Origin of the sequence: Streptomyces sp. NPDC006733, from assembly GCF_040636125.1 — a bacterium.
Taxonomy (GTDB): domain Bacteria; phylum Actinomycetota; class Actinomycetes; order Streptomycetales; family Streptomycetaceae; genus Actinacidiphila.
In genome coordinates this window covers 21,879-38,244 of the sequence record NZ_JBEYJD010000008.1, presented here as the reverse complement: position 1 = coordinate 38,244, position 16,366 = coordinate 21,879, and the positions used below count along the sequence as shown (strand labels likewise).

The following is a 16,366-nucleotide window of genomic DNA, read 5'->3' as shown; positions in this document are numbered from 1 at the left end:
CCCGCCGGGGATCGGCGGATCCGCCCGGCGCCGTCCGCGGGATCGCCGGTTCAGGAGCGGCTGATGCGCTTGCGCTTGGGCTCGGCGACGGGCTCGCCCACCGGCTCACCGGCCGGAATCGTGCTCGGGGCCCAGTGCCGCAGCGCGCCCGCCTCGATGTCGATCTGCTGTGCCAGCGCGGTCAGATCGTCGTCCGCGAACTGCCGCGCCCGGTCCTGGGCGGCCCAGCGCAGCGCGTCGGCGGAGTGGGTGATCCGCTCGGTGCGCTCGGCCAGCGACGGCAGCCGCTCGGCGATCCGCCCCTTGTCCGGCTCGCGCTCCAGCACCTTCAGCTCGGTGTCCAGCACCCGCGCGTGGTCGTTGAGCCGGTTGAGCAGGGCGGCCGCCTCGGAGAGCGAGGCGTCATCGGCGGAGCCGGCGTCCAGCGCACGGTAGGTGCTGTCGATGGAGGTCCGCAGGTCCAGGCGGAGCTGCGCGAGCTCGCCCGCCGCCCCCATCAGCGTGTAGCGGCGCGCCTTGAGGGCGGTGTCCTCGACCACCCTGCGGGCCTGCGCGCTGCCGCGCTCCACGCCGCGCTTCACCGCGCGGACCGTCCGCACGGTGGCGACGACGCCCACCGCCACGAACGACGCGAAGAGCAGCAGCAGCACAACGACGGCGATATCCACGGGTGCTCCTCCGGTCGGACGGGCGCGGGCAGCCAGGTGGCGGGGTGGCCCACCGTCTACGGTAAACGCACCGGGCGGATCGGTGGCTCGGTCAGAACCCCCAATCCGCCCGTAAGGGAAACCCCTGGTACGCCTGGTGCGCCGCACACCCCGGTGCCCCAGGCCCCGGTTACCCGGCGCCTGCCCGCACCGGAGCGGTCCAGCCCCGTCAGCCGGTGACGATGTTCACCAGCTTCGGCGCGCGCACGATCACCTTGCGCACCGCGGCGCCGCCCAGCGCGGCGACCACGCCCGCGTCCGCCAGCGCCAGCGCCTCCAGGTCCGCGTCGGAGATCGTCGGGGAGACCTCCAGGCGGGCCTTGACCTTGCCCTTGATCTGCACGACGCAGATCACGGCCTCGTCCTGGACCAGTGCCGGGTCCGCGACCGGGAACGGCTCGTGCACCAGCGAGCCGTCGTGGCCCAGCCGGCGCCACAGCTCCTCGGCGATGTGCGGGGCCAGCGGGGCGACCAGCAGCACCAGCGGCTCCGCGACGGCGCGCGGCACGGCGCCGCCCGCCTTGGTCAGGAAGTTGTTCAGCTCGGTGACCTTGGCGATGGCGGTGTTGAAGCGCAGCCCCGCCATGTCCTGGCCGACGCCGTCGATCGCCTTGTGCAGCGCGCGCAGCGTCGCCTCGTCGGGCTCGGCGTCGGAGACGGTGACCTCGCCGGTCTCCTCGTCCACGACGTTGCGCCACAGGCGCTGCAGCAGCCGGTACTGGCCGACGACCGCGCGGGTGTCCCAGGGGCGCGAGACGTCCAGCGGGCCCATCGCCATCTCGTACAGGCGCAGGGTGTCGGCGCCGTACTCGGCGCAGATCTCGTCCGGGGTGACGGCGTTCTTCAGGGACTTGCCCATCTTGCCCAGCACGCGGCTGACGGGCTCGCCCTGGTGGAAGTACCCTCCGTCGCGCTCCTCCACCTCGGCCGCCGGCACCGGGAAGCCGCGCTGGTCGCGGTAGACGAACGCCTGGATCATGCCCTGGTTGTACAGCTTGTGGAACGGCTCGGAGGACGAGATGTGCCCCAGGTCGAACAGCACCTTGGACCAGAAGCGCGCGTACAGCAGGTGCAGCACGGCGTGCTCCGCGCCGCCGACGTACAGGTCGACGCCGCCGTGCGGCTGGCCCTCGCGCGGGCCCATCCAATACCGCTCGATCTCGGGGTCGACCAGCCGCTCGCTGTTGTTCGGGTCCAGGTAGCGCAGCTCGTACCAGCAGGAGCCGGCCCAGTTGGGCATGGTGTTGGTCTCGCGGCGGTAGCGCCGCGTCCCGTTGCCGTCGCCCAGGTCCAGCTCGACGTCGACCCAGTCCTGGTTGCGGGACAGCGGGGTCTCCGGCTGGGTGTCCGCGTCCTCGGGGTCGAAGGTGCGCGGCGAGTAGTCGTCGACCTCCGGCAGCTCCAGCGGCAGCATCGAGGCGGGCAGCGGGTGGGCCACGCCGTCCTCGTCGTAGACGATCGGGAAGGGCTCGCCCCAGTAGCGCTGCCGGCTGAACAGCCAGTCGCGCAGCCGGAAGTTGACGGTCGCCTCACCGATGCCGCGCGCGGTCAGCCACTCGGTGATCCGCGCCTTGGCGTCCGTGACGTCCAGGCCGTCCAGGGACAGCTCGTCGTTGGCGGAGTTGACCAGCTTCGCGTCGTACGAGGCGAAGGCCTCGTCCCACGTCGAGGCGTCGGTTCCGCGGTCGTCGCCGGGCTGGACGACGCAGCGCATCGGCAGCTCGAAGGCGCGGGCGAACGCGAAGTCGCGGCTGTCGTGGGCGGGGACGGCCATGATCGCGCCGGTGCCGTAGCCCATCAGCACGTAGTCGGCGATGAAGACCGGGACCTGGTCGCCGCTGACGGGGTTCACGGCGTAGGCGCCGGTGAAGACGCCGGTCTTCTCCTTGGCGTCGGCCTGCCGCTCGACGTCGGACTTGGCGGCGGCCATCTTGCGGTACGCGGCCACGGCCTCGGCGGGAGTGGCGTGCCCGTCGGTCCACACGTCATGGGTGCCCTCGGGCCAGGCGGCCGGGACGATCCTCTCGACCAGCTCGTGCTCGGGCGCCAGCACCATGTAGGTGGCGCCGAACAGCGTGTCCTGGCGGGTGGTGAAGACGGTGATCTTCTCGTCGCCGACGGCGAAGTCCACCCGGGCGCCCTCGGAGCGGCCGATCCAGTTGCGCTGCTGCAGCTTGATGGCCTCCGGCCAGTCCAGCGGCTCCAGGTCGTCAATCAGCCGGTCCGCGTAGGCCGTGATGCGCATGTTCCACTGGCGCAGCTTGGACTTGAAGACCGGGAAGTTGCCGCGCTCGGAGCGGCCGTCCGCGGTCACCTCCTCGTTCGCCAGCACGGTGCCCAGACCCGGGCACCAGTTGACGCGCGACTCCGACGCGTACGCCAGCCGGTACTCGCCCAGCAGGTCGGCGCGCTCGATGGGGCTCAGCGCGTCCCAGGCCCGGCCGTCGGGGGTGGCGCGGGTGCCGGCGGCGAACTGCTCGACCAGGGTGTCGATCGGACGGGCCCGGCCCGCCTCCTCGTCGTACCAGGAGTCGAAGATCTGCAGGAAGATCCACTGGGTCCACTTGTAGTACGCCGGGTCGATCGTCTCGACCGACCGGCGGCCGTCGTGGCCCAGGCCCAGCCGGCGCAGCTGGCGCCGCATGTTCTCGATCGCGTCCTCGGTGGAGATCCGCGGGTGCGTGCCCGTGGCGACGGCGTGCTGCTCGGCGGGCAGCCCGAAGGAGTCGAAGCCCAGCGTGTGCAGCACGTTGTGGCCGGTCATCCGCTGGTGGCGGGCGTACACGTCGGTGGCGATGTAGCCCAGCGGGTGGCCCACGTGCAGTCCCGAACCCGAGGGGTACGGGAACATGTCCATGATGAATTTCTTGGGCTTGGCGGCCAGCTCGGCGTCGCCCGCCAGGTCACCGCTGGGGTTGGGCGCCTCGTAGGTGCCCGACTCCTCCCAGAAGTCCTGCCAGCGGGCCTCGATGTCGGCGGCCAGCTGAGCGGTGTACTTGAAGGTCGGCACAGTACGGTGCGGCTCGGCTGCCTCAGTGGCGGCGTTGGTCTCGCTCATCGTCCTCGAAGCTCCATCGTGATCATGACGGGCGTACGCCGCGTCTGCTGCCTGCCTGCGGAAACGAAAAAACCCCTCGCACAGGAGGGGCCGCCGCACCGACTCGGATCGCTGTGGATCGCTGTCAGTGCGGCTTGCTAAGCAGAAGGCGTACGGCACGCATGCGGTCAGGTTACCGCAGCGCGCGAGGGGCCCGCACCGGGAATGCCCCGGTGCGGGCCCCTGCACCTGCTCGGACGCTCAGCTGTCGGGCGTCCGTGCCGACCGCGGGGTCAGCGGTGGTTCTTCTTCGGCAGGTACGAGGTCACGTAGTCGGCACCGGGGGTGCCCACGCCGGTGACATCGTCGAAGCCGACCGTGGCGTGCAGCGACGCGTCCTTGCCGAGGCTGCGCAGCGACGTGATCGTGCCGTCCGCCGCGTCCACGCCGTTGACGTAGTCGACGCGGACGACCGCCTGGTCACGGCCCTGGCCCAGCGGGTGGTCCGTGACGTCGTGGTAGGCCGAGGTGGCGTACCGGTCGTAGATCAGCGGGTTGGCGAAGCCGACCGGGATCCCGTGCCGCGCCTGCTGCACGAGGGCCTGGACGCCGGCGATCACCGGGGCGGCGAGCGAGGTGCCGCCGATCCGGTACTCGCTGTACGCCAGCGACCCGTCCGCGAGGGACTGGGTCTGGCCGACCAGGAAGCCGGTGTTCGGGTCGGCGACCGCCGAGATGTCCGGCTCGACGCGCTGCTTCACGCCGCCGCCGTTGGCGAGGGCGAGCGAGTCCGGAACCACGTTGCGCTGGTAGAACGGCTGCGCGTAGAGGTTGCTGGTGCCGCCGCCCGCGCCCGAGGTGTAGGCGCCGGGGAAGCCCGTCCAGCTGTTGCCGTCGGCCGACAGCACGGCCTTCTGGGTGCCCCAGCCGGTCTCCCACTGGTACTTCTCGCCCTTGCCGACGGCCAGCGAGGTGCCGCCGACCGAGGTGGCCCACGGGGAGTTCCCGGGAGTGTCGACCTGCTTCACACCGGTCTTGGCGACGTTGTCGCCGGAGTCACCGGAGGAGAAGTAGAAGCCGATGCCCTCGACAGCGCCCTGCAGGAAGGTCTGGTCGTAGGCCGCGGCCACGTCCGGCGTCTCGTTGGCCTCGACGTCGCCCCACGAGTTGGAGACGATGTCGGCCAGCCGGCCGTCGACGATCTTGTTCAGGGCGTCCAGCAGGTCGTTGTCCTGGCAGGACGCGCCACCGACGTAGACGATGTCGGCGTCGGGGGCCACGGCGTGCACGGCCTCGACGTCGAGCGTCTCCTCGCCGTACCAGCCACCCGCGTCGCAGGCCTCGGTCGAGTTGTAGTCGGCGGGCAGCACCTGGGAGAGCTGGCCCTTGCGGTACGCCTGGTCACCGTTGTTCCTGGCGTACTTCTTCGCGTCCTGGACGATGTACGGCGAGGCGTACGCGTCCGTGATCGCGACCGTGACGTTCTTGCCGGTGTAGCCCTTCGCGCCGTAGGCGGCGCGCAGGTCCTTGCCGGTGTAGCCCTTGATCGCGTACGGCGCCTTGGTGCCGTAGGCGGAGGGGAGCTTCTTGTTGGTGTTCGAGCCGTAGTAGCTCGAGAACGGTCCGGCGTTCTTGAACACCGCACCGGGAGGCGGCAGCGCCTCGTCGTGCTTGGCGATCTTGGGAGCGTTGTCGAGGCCGACGACCGTCAGCACCGCGCCGTTGAGCTCGGCCGGCGCGGAGGCCGTCGTCGCCGGGGCGTGGTAGGTCTTGCCGTCCTTGGTGAAGTTGTGCAGCTGGGTGCCGAACGTCTTCTCCGCGGCGGCCACGTCACCGCTGACGGTGATGTAGTGCTGGTTGGAGCCGGTCACCTTCAGGCCCGAGGACTTCAGCCACGCGGTGACCGCGGCTATCTGCTCCTTGGTCGCACCGAACCGCGCCTGCGTCTGCGCCGGGGTCAGGTACTTGCCGTAGGAGGCCGAGTTCGGGTCGGACACCGCGGTCGCATAGGCCGTCAGGCCCTTCGCGTCCCGACCCGCGAGGTAGACGCGGGCGGTGACGCCGCCGGCGTCCGCCGTGTCGCCCTTGTCCGCCTTGGCAGTTGCCCACAGCGGCTTGGTGCCGGCGAGCAGCTGCCGGCCGTGCGGCTGGTCGGCCTGCGCGGCAGGTGTGCCCAGCGCGAGCGCTCCGGCCATCAGCGGCAGCGCTGCGGCCACCGCCAGCCCGGCACGCGTTCTTTTGCGCTCAAATCTCATGAAACCCCCATGCGAAGCGAGTTGACGCCGATTACGGTGTCGCCGCTATGCGTACGGCTCGTACCGCAGAGCGCCACTCTGTCGCCGAAAAGCTCATGTCAGGGGCATGCAATTGCCAAGAGCAGGCCAAGGAAGCACCCGTGAACGGCGTGCGGCGTGAGCGCGATTCGAAGGGGCAGACGTCGCGGAGGGGAACAAAAGAAGGCCCGGTCGCCGGTGCGGCGATCGGACCTTCCTGATTGTGGAGCTACGGAGAATTGAACTCCGGACCTCTTGCATGCCATGCAAGCGCTCTACCAACTGAGCTACAGCCCCGCGTTGTGCTCCGCCGGGTTCCCCCGGCGACTCGGCATACATTACACGGCCCTGGGGGTGTTTCGCCAAATCGTTTGGCCCGGCCCCGGGGGCTCGCCCGGGGTGGCGTGCACCCCTGCTTTCACGGGCCCGGCCAGGTACTGTCGGGATTCCGTGCCAGGTTCACCGGCGCCCCGTGCCCCCCACCAGTACCCCTGGAGAAGAGCACTGTGACAGCGACGCAGCTGACGGCCGACACCCGCGTCCTCGCGGCCAGGACGTTCATCCTGCGGCGACCGACGCTGCTCGCGGCGGCGGTCTGCCTGGCCTCCTTCGTCGGATTCTGGGTGGCGCAGCGCGCCTCCCACGTGTCCATGATCGACCTCATGGTCTACCGGGCCGAGGGCGCGACCGCGCGCGGCGGCGGTGACCTGTACGACATGCGGGCCACGTACGCGAAGCTGCCGAACACCTACCCGCCCTTCGCCGCGCTGCTGTTCATGCCGCTGACCTGGATCGGCGTGGGCACGATGCGCGCGGCCGCGACGCTGGCCAACCTGGGCCTGCTGGTGGCGCTGGTGCACCTGTCGCTGCGGCTGACCGGGCGGCCGGTCAAGCTGCCGCCCGCCGCCGTGACGCTGGCCGTCGCGTCGGTCGCCGTGTGGTGCGAGCCGGTCTGGACGACCCTGCGGTACGGGCAGATCAACCTGCTGCTGGCCGTGCTGGTGCTGTGGGACCTGACCCGCCGCGCGGGCCACCGCTGGGCCGGGTTCGGCACCGGGATCGCGGCGGGCGTCAAGCTGACGCCCGCGCTGTTCGCCGTGCTGCTGGCGCTGGCCGGGGTGGCCCTGGGCTGGCGGCGGCTGCGCGGGGGCCACAACCCGTGGAACCCGCATCTGCGGCGGGCCGCGGTGGCCGTCATGACGTTCCTCGGGACGGTGGTCATGGCGGCGGTGGTGCTGCCGCACGACTCCCGGCGGTTCTGGACCGAGATGCTCTTCGCGGCGGACCGGGTCGGCTACGGCGAGGACACCGCCAACCAGTCGCTGCGCGGGATCTTCGCCCGCGCCCTGCACACCGCCGACCCGGGCGGCGGCTGGCTGCTGGCGGCGGCCCTCGTCGGCTGCGCGGGCCTGGCGATCTCGGTCGCCGCGCTGCTCGCCGGGGACCGGCTCCCGTACAACGTGGCGTGGGCGGCGCTCTCCTGCGCGGTGACCGCGCTGCTGGTCAGCCCGATCTCCTGGTCGCACCACTGGGTGTGGGGGGTGCCGATGGTGATCCTGCTCGGCACCGAGGCGCTGCGCCGCAGGGACCCGCTGTGGGGGGCGGGGACGGTCCTGGCGGGCGGGCTGTTCTGCTCGTTCATGCTGTGGCTGGTCCCGCACGGCGCCCAGCGGTTCGAACTGGGGCAGAACGGCGGCCAGATGGCGCTGTCCGCGGTCTATCCGGTGATGGGTGCCGCGTTCCTGGCAGTGACGGGCGCGGTGGCGTTCCAGGCCTTCCGCAACGATCCGCGGCGTCGTCGTTCCACGCCCGTGGCGTCGTCGCGGCGGCCGGTGTACGACTACGCCGACCGCTGACCGCCGCCCACCGCCACGTGGCCCCGGGTCCGGTCAGTCGTCCGCCGGTCCGGCCGCCGCCGCGCACAGGCTGCCCTCGACCCGGGCCAGCAGCCGGGCCAGCTCCCGCTGCTCGTCCGGTGAGAGCCGGGCGACGGTGATCTCCTCCAGCGACCGCCACGCGTCCTCCACGGGGGCGCGCAGCGCGTGGCCCGCCCCGGTCGCCTCGACGAGGACCGCGCGCCCGTCGTCGGGGTCGGGGCGCCGGGTGACCAGGCCGGACTGTTCGAGGCGCTGCACCATCCTGGTCACCGTCGAGGGGTCGAGCTCCAGCACCTTGATCAGTTCCGCCTGCCGCTGCGGCCCCGCGTCCCACAGCCGCATCATCAGCAGCTCCTGCCCCGCGTAGAGGCCGGCGCCGCGCAGCAGCCGCCCGGCGGCCATGCGGTGGGCGCGGGCGGTGCGGAACACCGCGTGGCTGACGTCGGTACCGCCGCCCGGTGCCGCGGGGTCCGAGGCCACGAGGTCCGGGGACACGGTGTCCGGAGTCACGGCGTCCGGGGACACGGTGTCCGGTGCCGCCGGCGGACAGGCGGGGTCTTCGGTGGCCGGCTCGGGACGGCTCGTCTGGGTCATGCACCCATTATGTTGGCCGGCCAAGGAATGTGCCGGGAGGGTGCGCGGTTGATTTTGTTGGCCGACCATATAACTCCCGGGGAGACCCTCATGCCCAACGCCTTCGACCCCATCGACCTCGCCGGCCTCCGGCTGCCCAACCGCATAGTGATGGCCCCGATGACCCGCAGCCGGGCCTACGGCACCATCCCGACCCCCGCGATGGCCGAGTACTACGCCCAGCGGGCGTCCGCCGGGCTGATCATCACCGAGGGGGTCCAGCCCAGCGCCGTCGGCCAGGGCTACCCCGACACCCCCGGGCTGCACAGCGCCGAGCAGATCGCCGGCTGGCGGACGGTGACCGACGCCGTGCACGCGGCGGGCGGCCGGATCTTCGCCCAGCTGATGCACGCCGGCCGGATCGGCCACCCGGACCTGCTGCCGGACGGGCTCGTCCCGGTCGGCGCGTCGCCGGTGGCCGCCGCGGGCCAGGTGTACCTGCACGAGGGGCCGAAGGCCTTCATCGCGCCGCGCGAGCTGGAGGAGGCGGAGATCCTGGCCACCGTCGCCGACTTCGCGACCGCCGCCCGCAACGCGATCGAGGCCGGTTTCGACGGTGTCGAGATCCACGGCGCCAACGGCTACCTGGTCCACCAGTTCCTGGCCCCCAACACCAACCACCGCACCGACGGCTGGGGCGGCGGCGCCGAGGAGCGCATCCGGTTCGCCGTCGAGGTCACCCGCGCGGTGGTCGAGGCGGTCGGCGCCGACCGGACCGGCCTGCGGATCTCCCCCGGGAACCCGTACAACGACATCGCCGAGCCCGACCCCGAGGCCGTCTACAGCGCCCTGGTGCGCGCGGTCGAACCGCTCGGCCTGGCCTATCTGCACCTGGTCGAGGGGGCCGACCGCGACCTGACGCTGCGGCTGCGCAAGCAGTACGCCGGCACCCTCGTCCTCAACGTCTGGTCCGAGCGCCGCCCCACGCCGCCCGAGGCGGTCGCCCTGATCGAGGACGGCACCGCGGACCTGCTCTCCTACGGCGCCCTGTTCCTCGCCAACCCCGACCTGCCGCGCCGCCTCGCGGCCGGGGGGCCGTTCAACGCCCCCGACTCCGCCACGTTCTTCGGCGGGGACGAGCGCGGTTTCACGGACTACCCCGCGCTGGCCTGAACGCGGCGGGGGCGGAGCCGACCGGTCTCCCGGACGCCTCCGCCCCGCGTCCCGCCGGGCCCCGTGCCCCGCCGGATCCCGTGTCCCGCCGGATCCCGTGTCCCACCGGGCCGTCTCCCGCCGGGCCCCGTCCCCCGCTACGCCCGGTCGCGCCGCAGCCCCAGCAGCGCCCCGGCCAGCGCGACGACGGTCAGCGCCGCGGCCGTCACCGCGAACGCGTGGGCCGCCGGGTGCGGACCCGCGACGTCGAGGCGGTTGAGGAACAGGGTGCCGAACGTGGCCACGCCCACCAGCATCCCGAGCTGGGTGACGGTCGCCAGCAGCCCGCTGGCGTCGGCCGCGTCCTGCGGCGCCACCTTCCCCAGCGCGCGGGTGAGGGTCGGGCTGAACGCCGCGCCCAGCCCCGCGCCGATCCCCGCCAGACCGGCGAAGAGCGCGAACCCGCCGTGCCCGCCGCCGCGCAGCGCCAGGCCGAGCCCGGAGAACGACAGGGCCGCGACGGCGAAGCCGGCCGGGGCCAGCCACCGGTGCAGGCCCGGCGGCAGCCGGCGCCAGTTGAGGCCCACCGCGCCGAAGAAGACCGCCGCGACGGCGAACGTCAGGCCGGTGCGCAGCGCGCTGTCCCCCAGGCCCGTCTGCAGGTGCAGGGCGATGCTGAACAGGAAGCCCGCGTTGACCGCCATGGCCAGGCCGATCATCGTGGCCGCCCGTGCCATCCCCGGCGCCCGCAGCACCCGCCCGGACACCAGCGGGGCGCCGCCGCGCCGGGCCAGCCGCGCCTCCAACACCGTGAACAGGCCGAACAGGGCCACGCTCAGCCCCAGGCAGACCCAGCCCCACAGCGGCCAGCCCTCCTCCTGCCCGAGCACCAGCGGCACGGTGAACAGCGTCACCGCGGCGCCGAGCGTCAGCAGCCCCGGCAGGTCCAGGCCGCGGCGCCGTTCGGGGGCGCCGCCGGCGTCCGCCGGGATCACCCGCGGCGCGACGACCAGCATGGCCACCCCGATCGGCACGTTCACCAGGAACACCGGCCGCCAGCCGGTGCCGAACAGGTCCGCGCTGACCAGCACCCCGCCCAGCGACTGGCCGATCGCGGCACCCGAGGCAAGCACCGCCGCATAGACGCTGAGCGCCTTCGACCGCGCCTCGCCGGTGAACGTCAGCTGGATCAGGCTGAGCACCTGGGGAATCATCAGCGCGGACCCGGCGCCCTGGAGGAACCGGAAGCCGATCAGCTGCCCCGTGGACGGCGCCAGCCCGCAGGCCAGCGAGGAGGCGGTGAACAGGGCCAGCCCGGCGAGGAAGACCCGCCGGTGGCCGAGCAGGTCGCCGATCCGGGCGCCGGTGATCAGCAGCACGGCGTACGCGATCGTGTAGCCGGCGACGATCAGCTGCAGTCCGGCGCCCGAGGCGTGCAGATCGGTGCGGATGGTGGGCGCGGCGACGTTCACGATGAAGACGTCGAGCAGGGCCATGAACTGGCCCGTCAGGATGATGCCGAGCAGCAGGCCGTTGCGCGGGCGCCGGACCGCGCCGGCGGTGGTCTCCTTGTCGGTGACGGGGATCGGAAGCACGGAATTCGTCATGCAGACCAGCCTGGGCGCGGCGCACTACTGGTAACGAGAGCCCTGTGATGCTGGTACTGGCAGCACCTGGCAAGCGGACCGGGCCCGGTGGAGGATGGGGAGCATGCCCCAGCGCCGCACCGAGTTGGCCGCCTTCCTGCGCAGTCGCCGCGCCCGCATCACCCCCGCGGACGTGGGCATGCCGCCCGGGCTGCGGCGCCGGACGCCCGGGCTGCGCCGCGAGGAGGTCGCGCAGCTCGCCGGGGTCGGGATCACCTGGTACACGTGGCTGGAGCAGGGCCGCCCCATCAACGCGAGCGTGCAGGTGCTGGACGCGGTCGGCCGGGTGCTCCAGCTCGACGTGACCGAGCGCGAGCACCTCTACCGGCTGGCCGGGGTGCCGTTCGTGCGCCAGGACGCCTCCGACGCGGAGGTGGTGGGCGTCGAGGTGCAGGGGATCCTGGACGCGCTGGACCCGCTGCCCGCGGTCGTCTACAGCGCCCGCTACGACGTCCAGGCCTCCAACGGCGCCTACCGCGACATCTGGCCCGCCACCGCGTTCGTGCCGCGCTCGGAGCGGAACGTGCTGCTGAAGCTGTTCACCGTCCCGGAGTGCTGCTCGACGATGGTCAACAGCGACGAGGAGCTGCCCCGCATGGTCGGGCAGCTGCGCGCCGCGTACGGGCGGCACGTCGGGGAGCCGGCGTGGGAGGCGTTCATCGAGCGCCTGATCCGGGAGAGCCCGCAGTTCGCCCAGATGTGGGCCCGCGGTGACGTCGCCTCGCCGGGATCGCGGCTCAAGGTGTTCCGGCACGCGTCGGTCGGGCTGATCAACCTGACGTCGGTGTCGCTGGCCATCGACGGCATGACCGAGCACCGCATCGTCGTCTACACCCCGGCCGATGACGCGAGCCGCGCCCGGATCGAGCGGCTGCGCGTGCTGGAGGACCCGATGGTCGGCTGCCCCGTGCACCGCCGCAAGGTCTCGGAGATCGTGGCCGAGCGGGCAGCGGAACTGGTCGCGGAGCGCTCCGCCGACCGGACGGCGGCGCTGGTGAGGGACTGACGAGGGGCTGACCTGCGCCAACGCAAAGATCCCGCCCGATCGTGACGATCGGGCGGGATCTTGATTGTGGAGCTACGGAGAATTGAACTCCGGACCTCTTGCATGCCATGCAAGCGCTCTACCAACTGAGCTACAGCCCCGCCGTTGCCAGCGATTCGCGCTGGGAACGAGAAGAAGCTTAACCGGTCTCCCGGGCAGATGCGAAATCCGCCCGGCGATCCACCGGGAAGTGGATCAGTTGTCGTCGCCGAGCACCGGTTCCGGCAGCGTGCCGGCGTTGTGCTCCAGCAGGCGCCAGCCGCGCGCGCCCTCGCCCAGCACCGACCAGCAGCAGTTCGACAGGCCGCCGAGGGCCTCCCAGTGGCCGGAGTCGAGCCCCAGCAGCCGGCCGATCGTGGTGCGGATCGTGCCGCCGTGGCTGACCACCACCAGCGTGCCGCCGTCGGCCAGCTTGTCCGCCTCGCGCAGCACCACGGGGGCCGCCCGGTCCGCGACCTCGGTCTCCAGCTCACCGCCGCCGCGCCGCACCGGCTCGCCGCGCTTCCAGGCGGCGTACTGCTCGCCGTAGGCCGCGACGATCTCCGGGTGGGTCAGTCCCTGCCACTCCCCCGCGTACGTCTCGCGCAGCGCCTCGTAGTGCGTCACGGCGAGGCCGGTCACGGCGGCCAGCTCGGCGGCCGTGGCGGCGGCCCGCCGCAGGTCGGACGCGATGATCGCGTCCGGTTCCAGGGCGCCGAGCAGCCTGGCCGCGCGCCGGGCCTGGGCGACACCGTCCGCGGTCAGCGGGATGTCGGTACTGCCCTGGAAGCGCTGCTCCAGGTTCCACTCGGTCTGACCGTGCCGCCAGAGGACGACGCGGCGGCCGCGGCCGGTCTGGTGCCCGTTCAGCTCAGGTCTCCGTCCGCTTCGGCTGCGTACAGCTTCGCGTGCTCCTCGCCCTTGCCGCGGGTGGCGACGGCGTCGGCCGGCAGCTCGATCTCGGGGCAGTCCTTCCAGAGCCGCTCCAGGGCGTAGAAGACACGCTCCTCGGAGTGCTGCACGTGGACCACGATGTCGATGTAGTCGAGCAGCACCCAGCGGCCGTCGCGCTCGCCCTCGCGGCGCACCGGCTTGGTGCCGAGCTCCTTGAGGAGCGCCTCCTCGATACCGTCGACGATGCCCTTGACCTGCCGGTCGTTCGGGGCCGAGGCCACCAGGAACGCGTCGGTGATGGAGAGGACGTCGCTGACGTCGTAGGCGATGATGTCGTGCGCGAGCTTGTCGGCGGCCGCCTGCGCGGCGGTCTTGATGAGCTCGATGGAGTGGTCAGTGGCGGTCACAGGTGAGGCTTTCGGGTCGAGGAATGTCTCTCCAGGGTCTCACGCCCCGCGGACAGCCCCCGACCCGTTATCCATCGGGCCTGGTCAGGCCCCCCGAGCGGGGTTCCGGCCGGCGCCGGGACCCCCCTTCGGGGGGAGGTCAGCCCTTGTAGTCCTTGCCGAGGACGACCGTGATGTCCGCATTGGCGGCGACCGTGCCCTTCTTCACCGCGCCCGCCGGCAGCCCCAGGGTCTTCGCCACGTCGTCCGCCGCCGCCTTGCGGGCGTCGTCGGCGTACAGCACCTCGGAGGCCGCCTGCGGCTTCGGCGCCGTGCCGCCCGCCACGTAGGTGTACGAGCCGCCGTTCAGGATCGCGGCCTGGGCCATCGCCGCCGCCTTCTTGGCACCGGTGGCGTCCTTGATCAGCACCCGGGCCTGGGCCGCGGCCCCGGAGTTCTTGACGGTGCCGCCCAGCACGTCCTTCACGACGCTCTCGGTCGCCTGCTCGCTCAGCGTTCCGTTCGGCTGCACCGGCAGCAGCGCCGTGCTGTAGGCGCCCTTCTTGGCCTGGTCCGCGAGCTGCGCCAGCGAGGCGCCGAGCGCGTTGGCGGGCAGCGAGGGGTCCGGGATCGAGTTCAGCGCCTCGACGGTCTTCGTCGCGGCGGCCGCGTCGCTCGGCATCTTCACCAGGACGGCCTGCATCACCTGGCCGAAGCGCGTGAGCTGCTTGGCCTGCGGCTCGCCGGCGCCGCGGTGGGTGGCGTACGCGACGGCCGCCTGGCCGTTCAGCTCCTGCGCCTTGCCCTGGTTGACCAGGACCTTGGCCGCGTCCTTCTGCGTCCCGTTCACCGCGGTGTCGGTGTCCACGGTGACCCCGCCGAGGGACTCGACGAGGATCTCCAGGTACGGGGTGTCCAGCCGCCAGCTGCCCTTGATGTCCGACCCGAGCAGCGTGTTCAGCGCCTGCCGGGTGGGCTCCTGGCCCTGGTCGATCTGCTTGCCCAGGGTGGTCGTGCCGCCGTCGTCGGTGCTGAGCGCGAGCGCGTTCGGCAGCAGCACCGTGGTGCCCTTGCCGGTGGTCTGGTTGGCGACCAGCAGCGCCGTGGAGGACTCCGAGCCGTCGACGGGCCGCAGGTTCACCACGATGACGTCGCGCTTCTGGCCGGCCCCGCCGGTCGCCGACGCGTTCTTGCCGGGGGCGTCGAGGCCGGGGATCCGGCCGGTCTTCCACAGGTAGCCCACGCCGCCGACCAGCGCCACCACGACGAGCAGGATCAGCGCGACCTTGCGCTTGCGGCCGCGCCGCTTGCGCTCGTCGCGGCGCTCGGTGCGGGACTCCGAGAACTTGAGCCAGTCGATGACCTCTTCCGACTCCTCGTCGTCCTCGTCGACGAAGGCGAACTGCTCGGTGCGGTAGTCCTCCCCCGGCTGCTGCCGGGGCGGCGGCACGGCGCCGGGGCCGGGGGCCTGCGCGGGCTTCGGGGCGGCGGCCGGAGGCGCGGCGGCCGGGGCGGGCGCCGCGTAGTACGGCTGGGCGGCCGGCGCGCCGTACTGCGGCTGCTGGTACTGCGGCGCCTCCTGGTACGGCTGCTGCAGGGGCTGCGGCTGCGCGTACTGGGGATCGGGGTACGGCTGCTGCTGCGGGATCCAGCCCTGCTGCTGGCCGGCGTACGTCTGCGCCGGGTCCGCGTAGTACGGGTCGGCGTACCCCGGCTGCTGCTGTTGCTGCTGTTGCTGCTGTTGCTGGGGCTGCTGCGGCGGCTGCTGTGCGTACGGGTCGTATCCGTACTGCTGCTGGTAGTAAGGGTCCTGGGGCGCGGGCGGGTCCTGCGGGGCGTACGGGTCCTGACCGTTCTCAGGACCACCCTCGGCGTGTTGCCAACGGGGGTTTGCGTCGTTCACGAGGACCCCTTCACTGCGCTGCGTCCGCTACCCGTCGTCCCGGTAGAGCTTGCGTTTGTCGATGTAGCGGACCACCCCGTCCGGTACCAAGTACCAGACCGGGTCGCCCTTGGCGACTCTCTGGCGGCAGTCCGTGGACGAGATCGCCAGCGCGGGGATCTCGACCAGCGAGACCCCGCCCTCCGGGAAGCCCGGGTCCGCCAGGGTATGCCCGGGACGTGTCACCCCGATGAAGTGCGCCAGGGAGAAGAGCTCTTCGGCGTTCCGCCAGGACAGGATCTGGTTGAGCGCGTCCGCCCCGGTGATGAAGAACAGGTCGGCGTCGCGGTGCTCGTCGCGCAGGTCCCGCAGGGTGTCGATGGTGTACGTCCGGCCGCCGCGGTCGATGTCGATGCGGCTCACCGAGAACTGCGGGTTGGAGGCGGTGGCGATCACCGTCATCAGGTAGCGGTCCTCGGGGGGCGAGACCGGCTTGTCGGCCTTCTGCCACGGCCGCCCGGTCGGCACGAACACGACCTCGTCGAGCTGGAACAGGCTCGCCACCTCGCTTGCGGCGACCAGGTGACCGTGGTGGACGGGATCGAACGTCCCGCCCATCACGCCGATCCGCTTCCTCACGCTCTCAGGCATCGCGGAGACTAGTCCCGGTTGAAGCGGGTCGTGATCCACAGCAGGAGCAGCAGCGCGAACAGCGCGCCACCGCCCGTGAGATACGGGCTGAGGCTCTCGTGGTTCCCCCCGCCCGACTCCTCGGCAAGGGTGGTCAGTGCGGCGGCTGCGTATGACGTCATGGTCGGCAGGACCTTTGCGGTTTCGGGGGCGGACGGGAAGACTCACGCACATCGTACGGGCGGGCCCAGTGGAACTTAGCGCAGGCTCCGCGCGTCCAGAGTA

General features: G+C 72.2%; 13 protein-coding genes and 2 tRNA genes. 3 read left to right on the top strand and 12 right to left on the bottom strand.

What is annotated here, in order from left to right; all coding sequences use genetic code 11:
- Positions 1–50: 50 nt before the first annotated feature.
- The 4 genes from ABZ721_RS09595 to ABZ721_RS09580 form a co-directional block, all read right to left on the bottom strand.
- Positions 51–668 carry a hypothetical protein gene (locus ABZ721_RS09595; RefSeq protein ID WP_358788048.1) on the bottom strand — a complete coding sequence of 206 codons (618 nt, stop codon included), beginning with the start codon at positions 666–668 and terminating at the stop codon, positions 51–53.
- A gap of 208 nt (positions 669–876) precedes the next feature.
- Positions 877–3,765 (bottom strand): leucine--tRNA ligase, encoded by a 2,889-nt coding sequence (gene leuS, locus ABZ721_RS09590; protein ID WP_358788047.1) that lies wholly within the window; start codon positions 3,763–3,765, stop codon positions 877–879.
- Positions 3,766–4,037: 272 nt separating this feature from the next.
- On the bottom strand, positions 4,038–5,999 hold the full coding sequence (locus ABZ721_RS09585; protein WP_358788046.1) for a S53 family peptidase: 1,962 nt from the start codon (positions 5,997–5,999) through the stop codon (positions 4,038–4,040).
- Positions 6,000–6,241: 242 nt separating this feature from the next.
- Positions 6,242–6,314 (bottom strand) — tRNA-Ala (locus tag ABZ721_RS09580).
- Positions 6,315–6,523: 209 nt separating this feature from the next.
- Between ABZ721_RS09580 and ABZ721_RS09575 the strand changes: the two genes are divergently transcribed.
- Positions 6,524–7,873, top strand: a complete 1,350-nt coding sequence (locus ABZ721_RS09575) for a glycosyltransferase 87 family protein (RefSeq protein WP_358788045.1) — start codon at positions 6,524–6,526, stop codon at positions 7,871–7,873.
- Positions 7,874–7,906: 33 nt separating this feature from the next.
- Here the strand turns inward: ABZ721_RS09575 and ABZ721_RS09570 are convergent, their stop codons facing one another.
- Positions 7,907–8,488, bottom strand: coding sequence for a MarR family transcriptional regulator (locus ABZ721_RS09570; protein WP_358788044.1), 582 nt, complete (start codon positions 8,486–8,488; stop codon positions 7,907–7,909).
- A 90-nt stretch (positions 8,489–8,578) separates the two neighbouring features.
- On the opposite strand from ABZ721_RS09570, the gene ABZ721_RS09565 reads away from it, so the two are divergent.
- The gene (locus tag ABZ721_RS09565) at positions 8,579–9,640 is read left to right on the top strand and encodes an alkene reductase (protein ID WP_358788043.1); all 1,062 of its coding nucleotides are present in this window, start codon (positions 8,579–8,581) and stop codon (positions 9,638–9,640) included.
- 137 nt (positions 9,641–9,777) lie between these two features.
- Here ABZ721_RS09565 and ABZ721_RS09560 read toward each other — a convergent pair whose 3' ends face one another.
- On the bottom strand, positions 9,778–11,133 hold the full coding sequence (locus tag ABZ721_RS09560) for an MFS transporter (RefSeq protein WP_358788180.1): 1,356 nt from the start codon (positions 11,131–11,133) through the stop codon (positions 9,778–9,780).
- 187 nt (positions 11,134–11,320) lie between these two features.
- Here ABZ721_RS09560 and ABZ721_RS09555 point away from each other — a divergent pair, with 187 nt between their 5' ends.
- A complete protein-coding gene (locus ABZ721_RS09555; protein ID WP_358788042.1) occupies positions 11,321–12,271 on the top strand; it encodes a helix-turn-helix transcriptional regulator in 951 nt (316 codons plus the stop codon).
- 67 nt (positions 12,272–12,338) lie between these two features.
- Here ABZ721_RS09555 and ABZ721_RS09550 read toward each other — a convergent pair.
- The 6 genes from ABZ721_RS09550 to ABZ721_RS09525 all read right to left on the bottom strand — a co-directional run bounded on the left by ABZ721_RS09550 (position 12,339) and on the right by ABZ721_RS09525 (position 16,263).
- Positions 12,339–12,411, bottom strand: a tRNA-Ala gene (locus ABZ721_RS09550).
- A gap of 94 nt (positions 12,412–12,505) precedes the next feature.
- A complete protein-coding gene (locus tag ABZ721_RS09545) occupies positions 12,506–13,159 on the bottom strand; it encodes a histidine phosphatase family protein (RefSeq protein WP_358788179.1) in 654 nt (217 codons plus the stop codon).
- Positions 13,156–13,590, bottom strand: coding sequence for a ribosome silencing factor (gene rsfS, locus ABZ721_RS09540; RefSeq protein WP_358788041.1), 435 nt, complete (start codon positions 13,588–13,590; stop codon positions 13,156–13,158). Before rsfS ends, ABZ721_RS09545 begins: the two co-directional genes overlap by 4 nt.
- A gap of 139 nt (positions 13,591–13,729) precedes the next feature.
- Entirely contained in the window at positions 13,730–15,472 is a 1,743-nt protein-coding gene (locus ABZ721_RS09535) for a LytR C-terminal domain-containing protein (protein WP_358788040.1), read from the bottom strand.
- A gap of 27 nt (positions 15,473–15,499) precedes the next feature.
- Positions 15,500–16,102, bottom strand: coding sequence for a nicotinate-nucleotide adenylyltransferase (nadD, locus tag ABZ721_RS09530; protein ID WP_358788039.1), 603 nt, complete (start codon positions 16,100–16,102; stop codon positions 15,500–15,502).
- 8 nt (positions 16,103–16,110) lie between these two features.
- Positions 16,111–16,263: a hypothetical protein gene (locus ABZ721_RS09525; RefSeq protein WP_187144878.1), complete on the bottom strand. Its 153-nt coding sequence runs from the start codon at positions 16,261–16,263 to the stop codon at positions 16,111–16,113.
- Between the last annotated feature and the right edge of the window lie 103 nt (positions 16,264–16,366).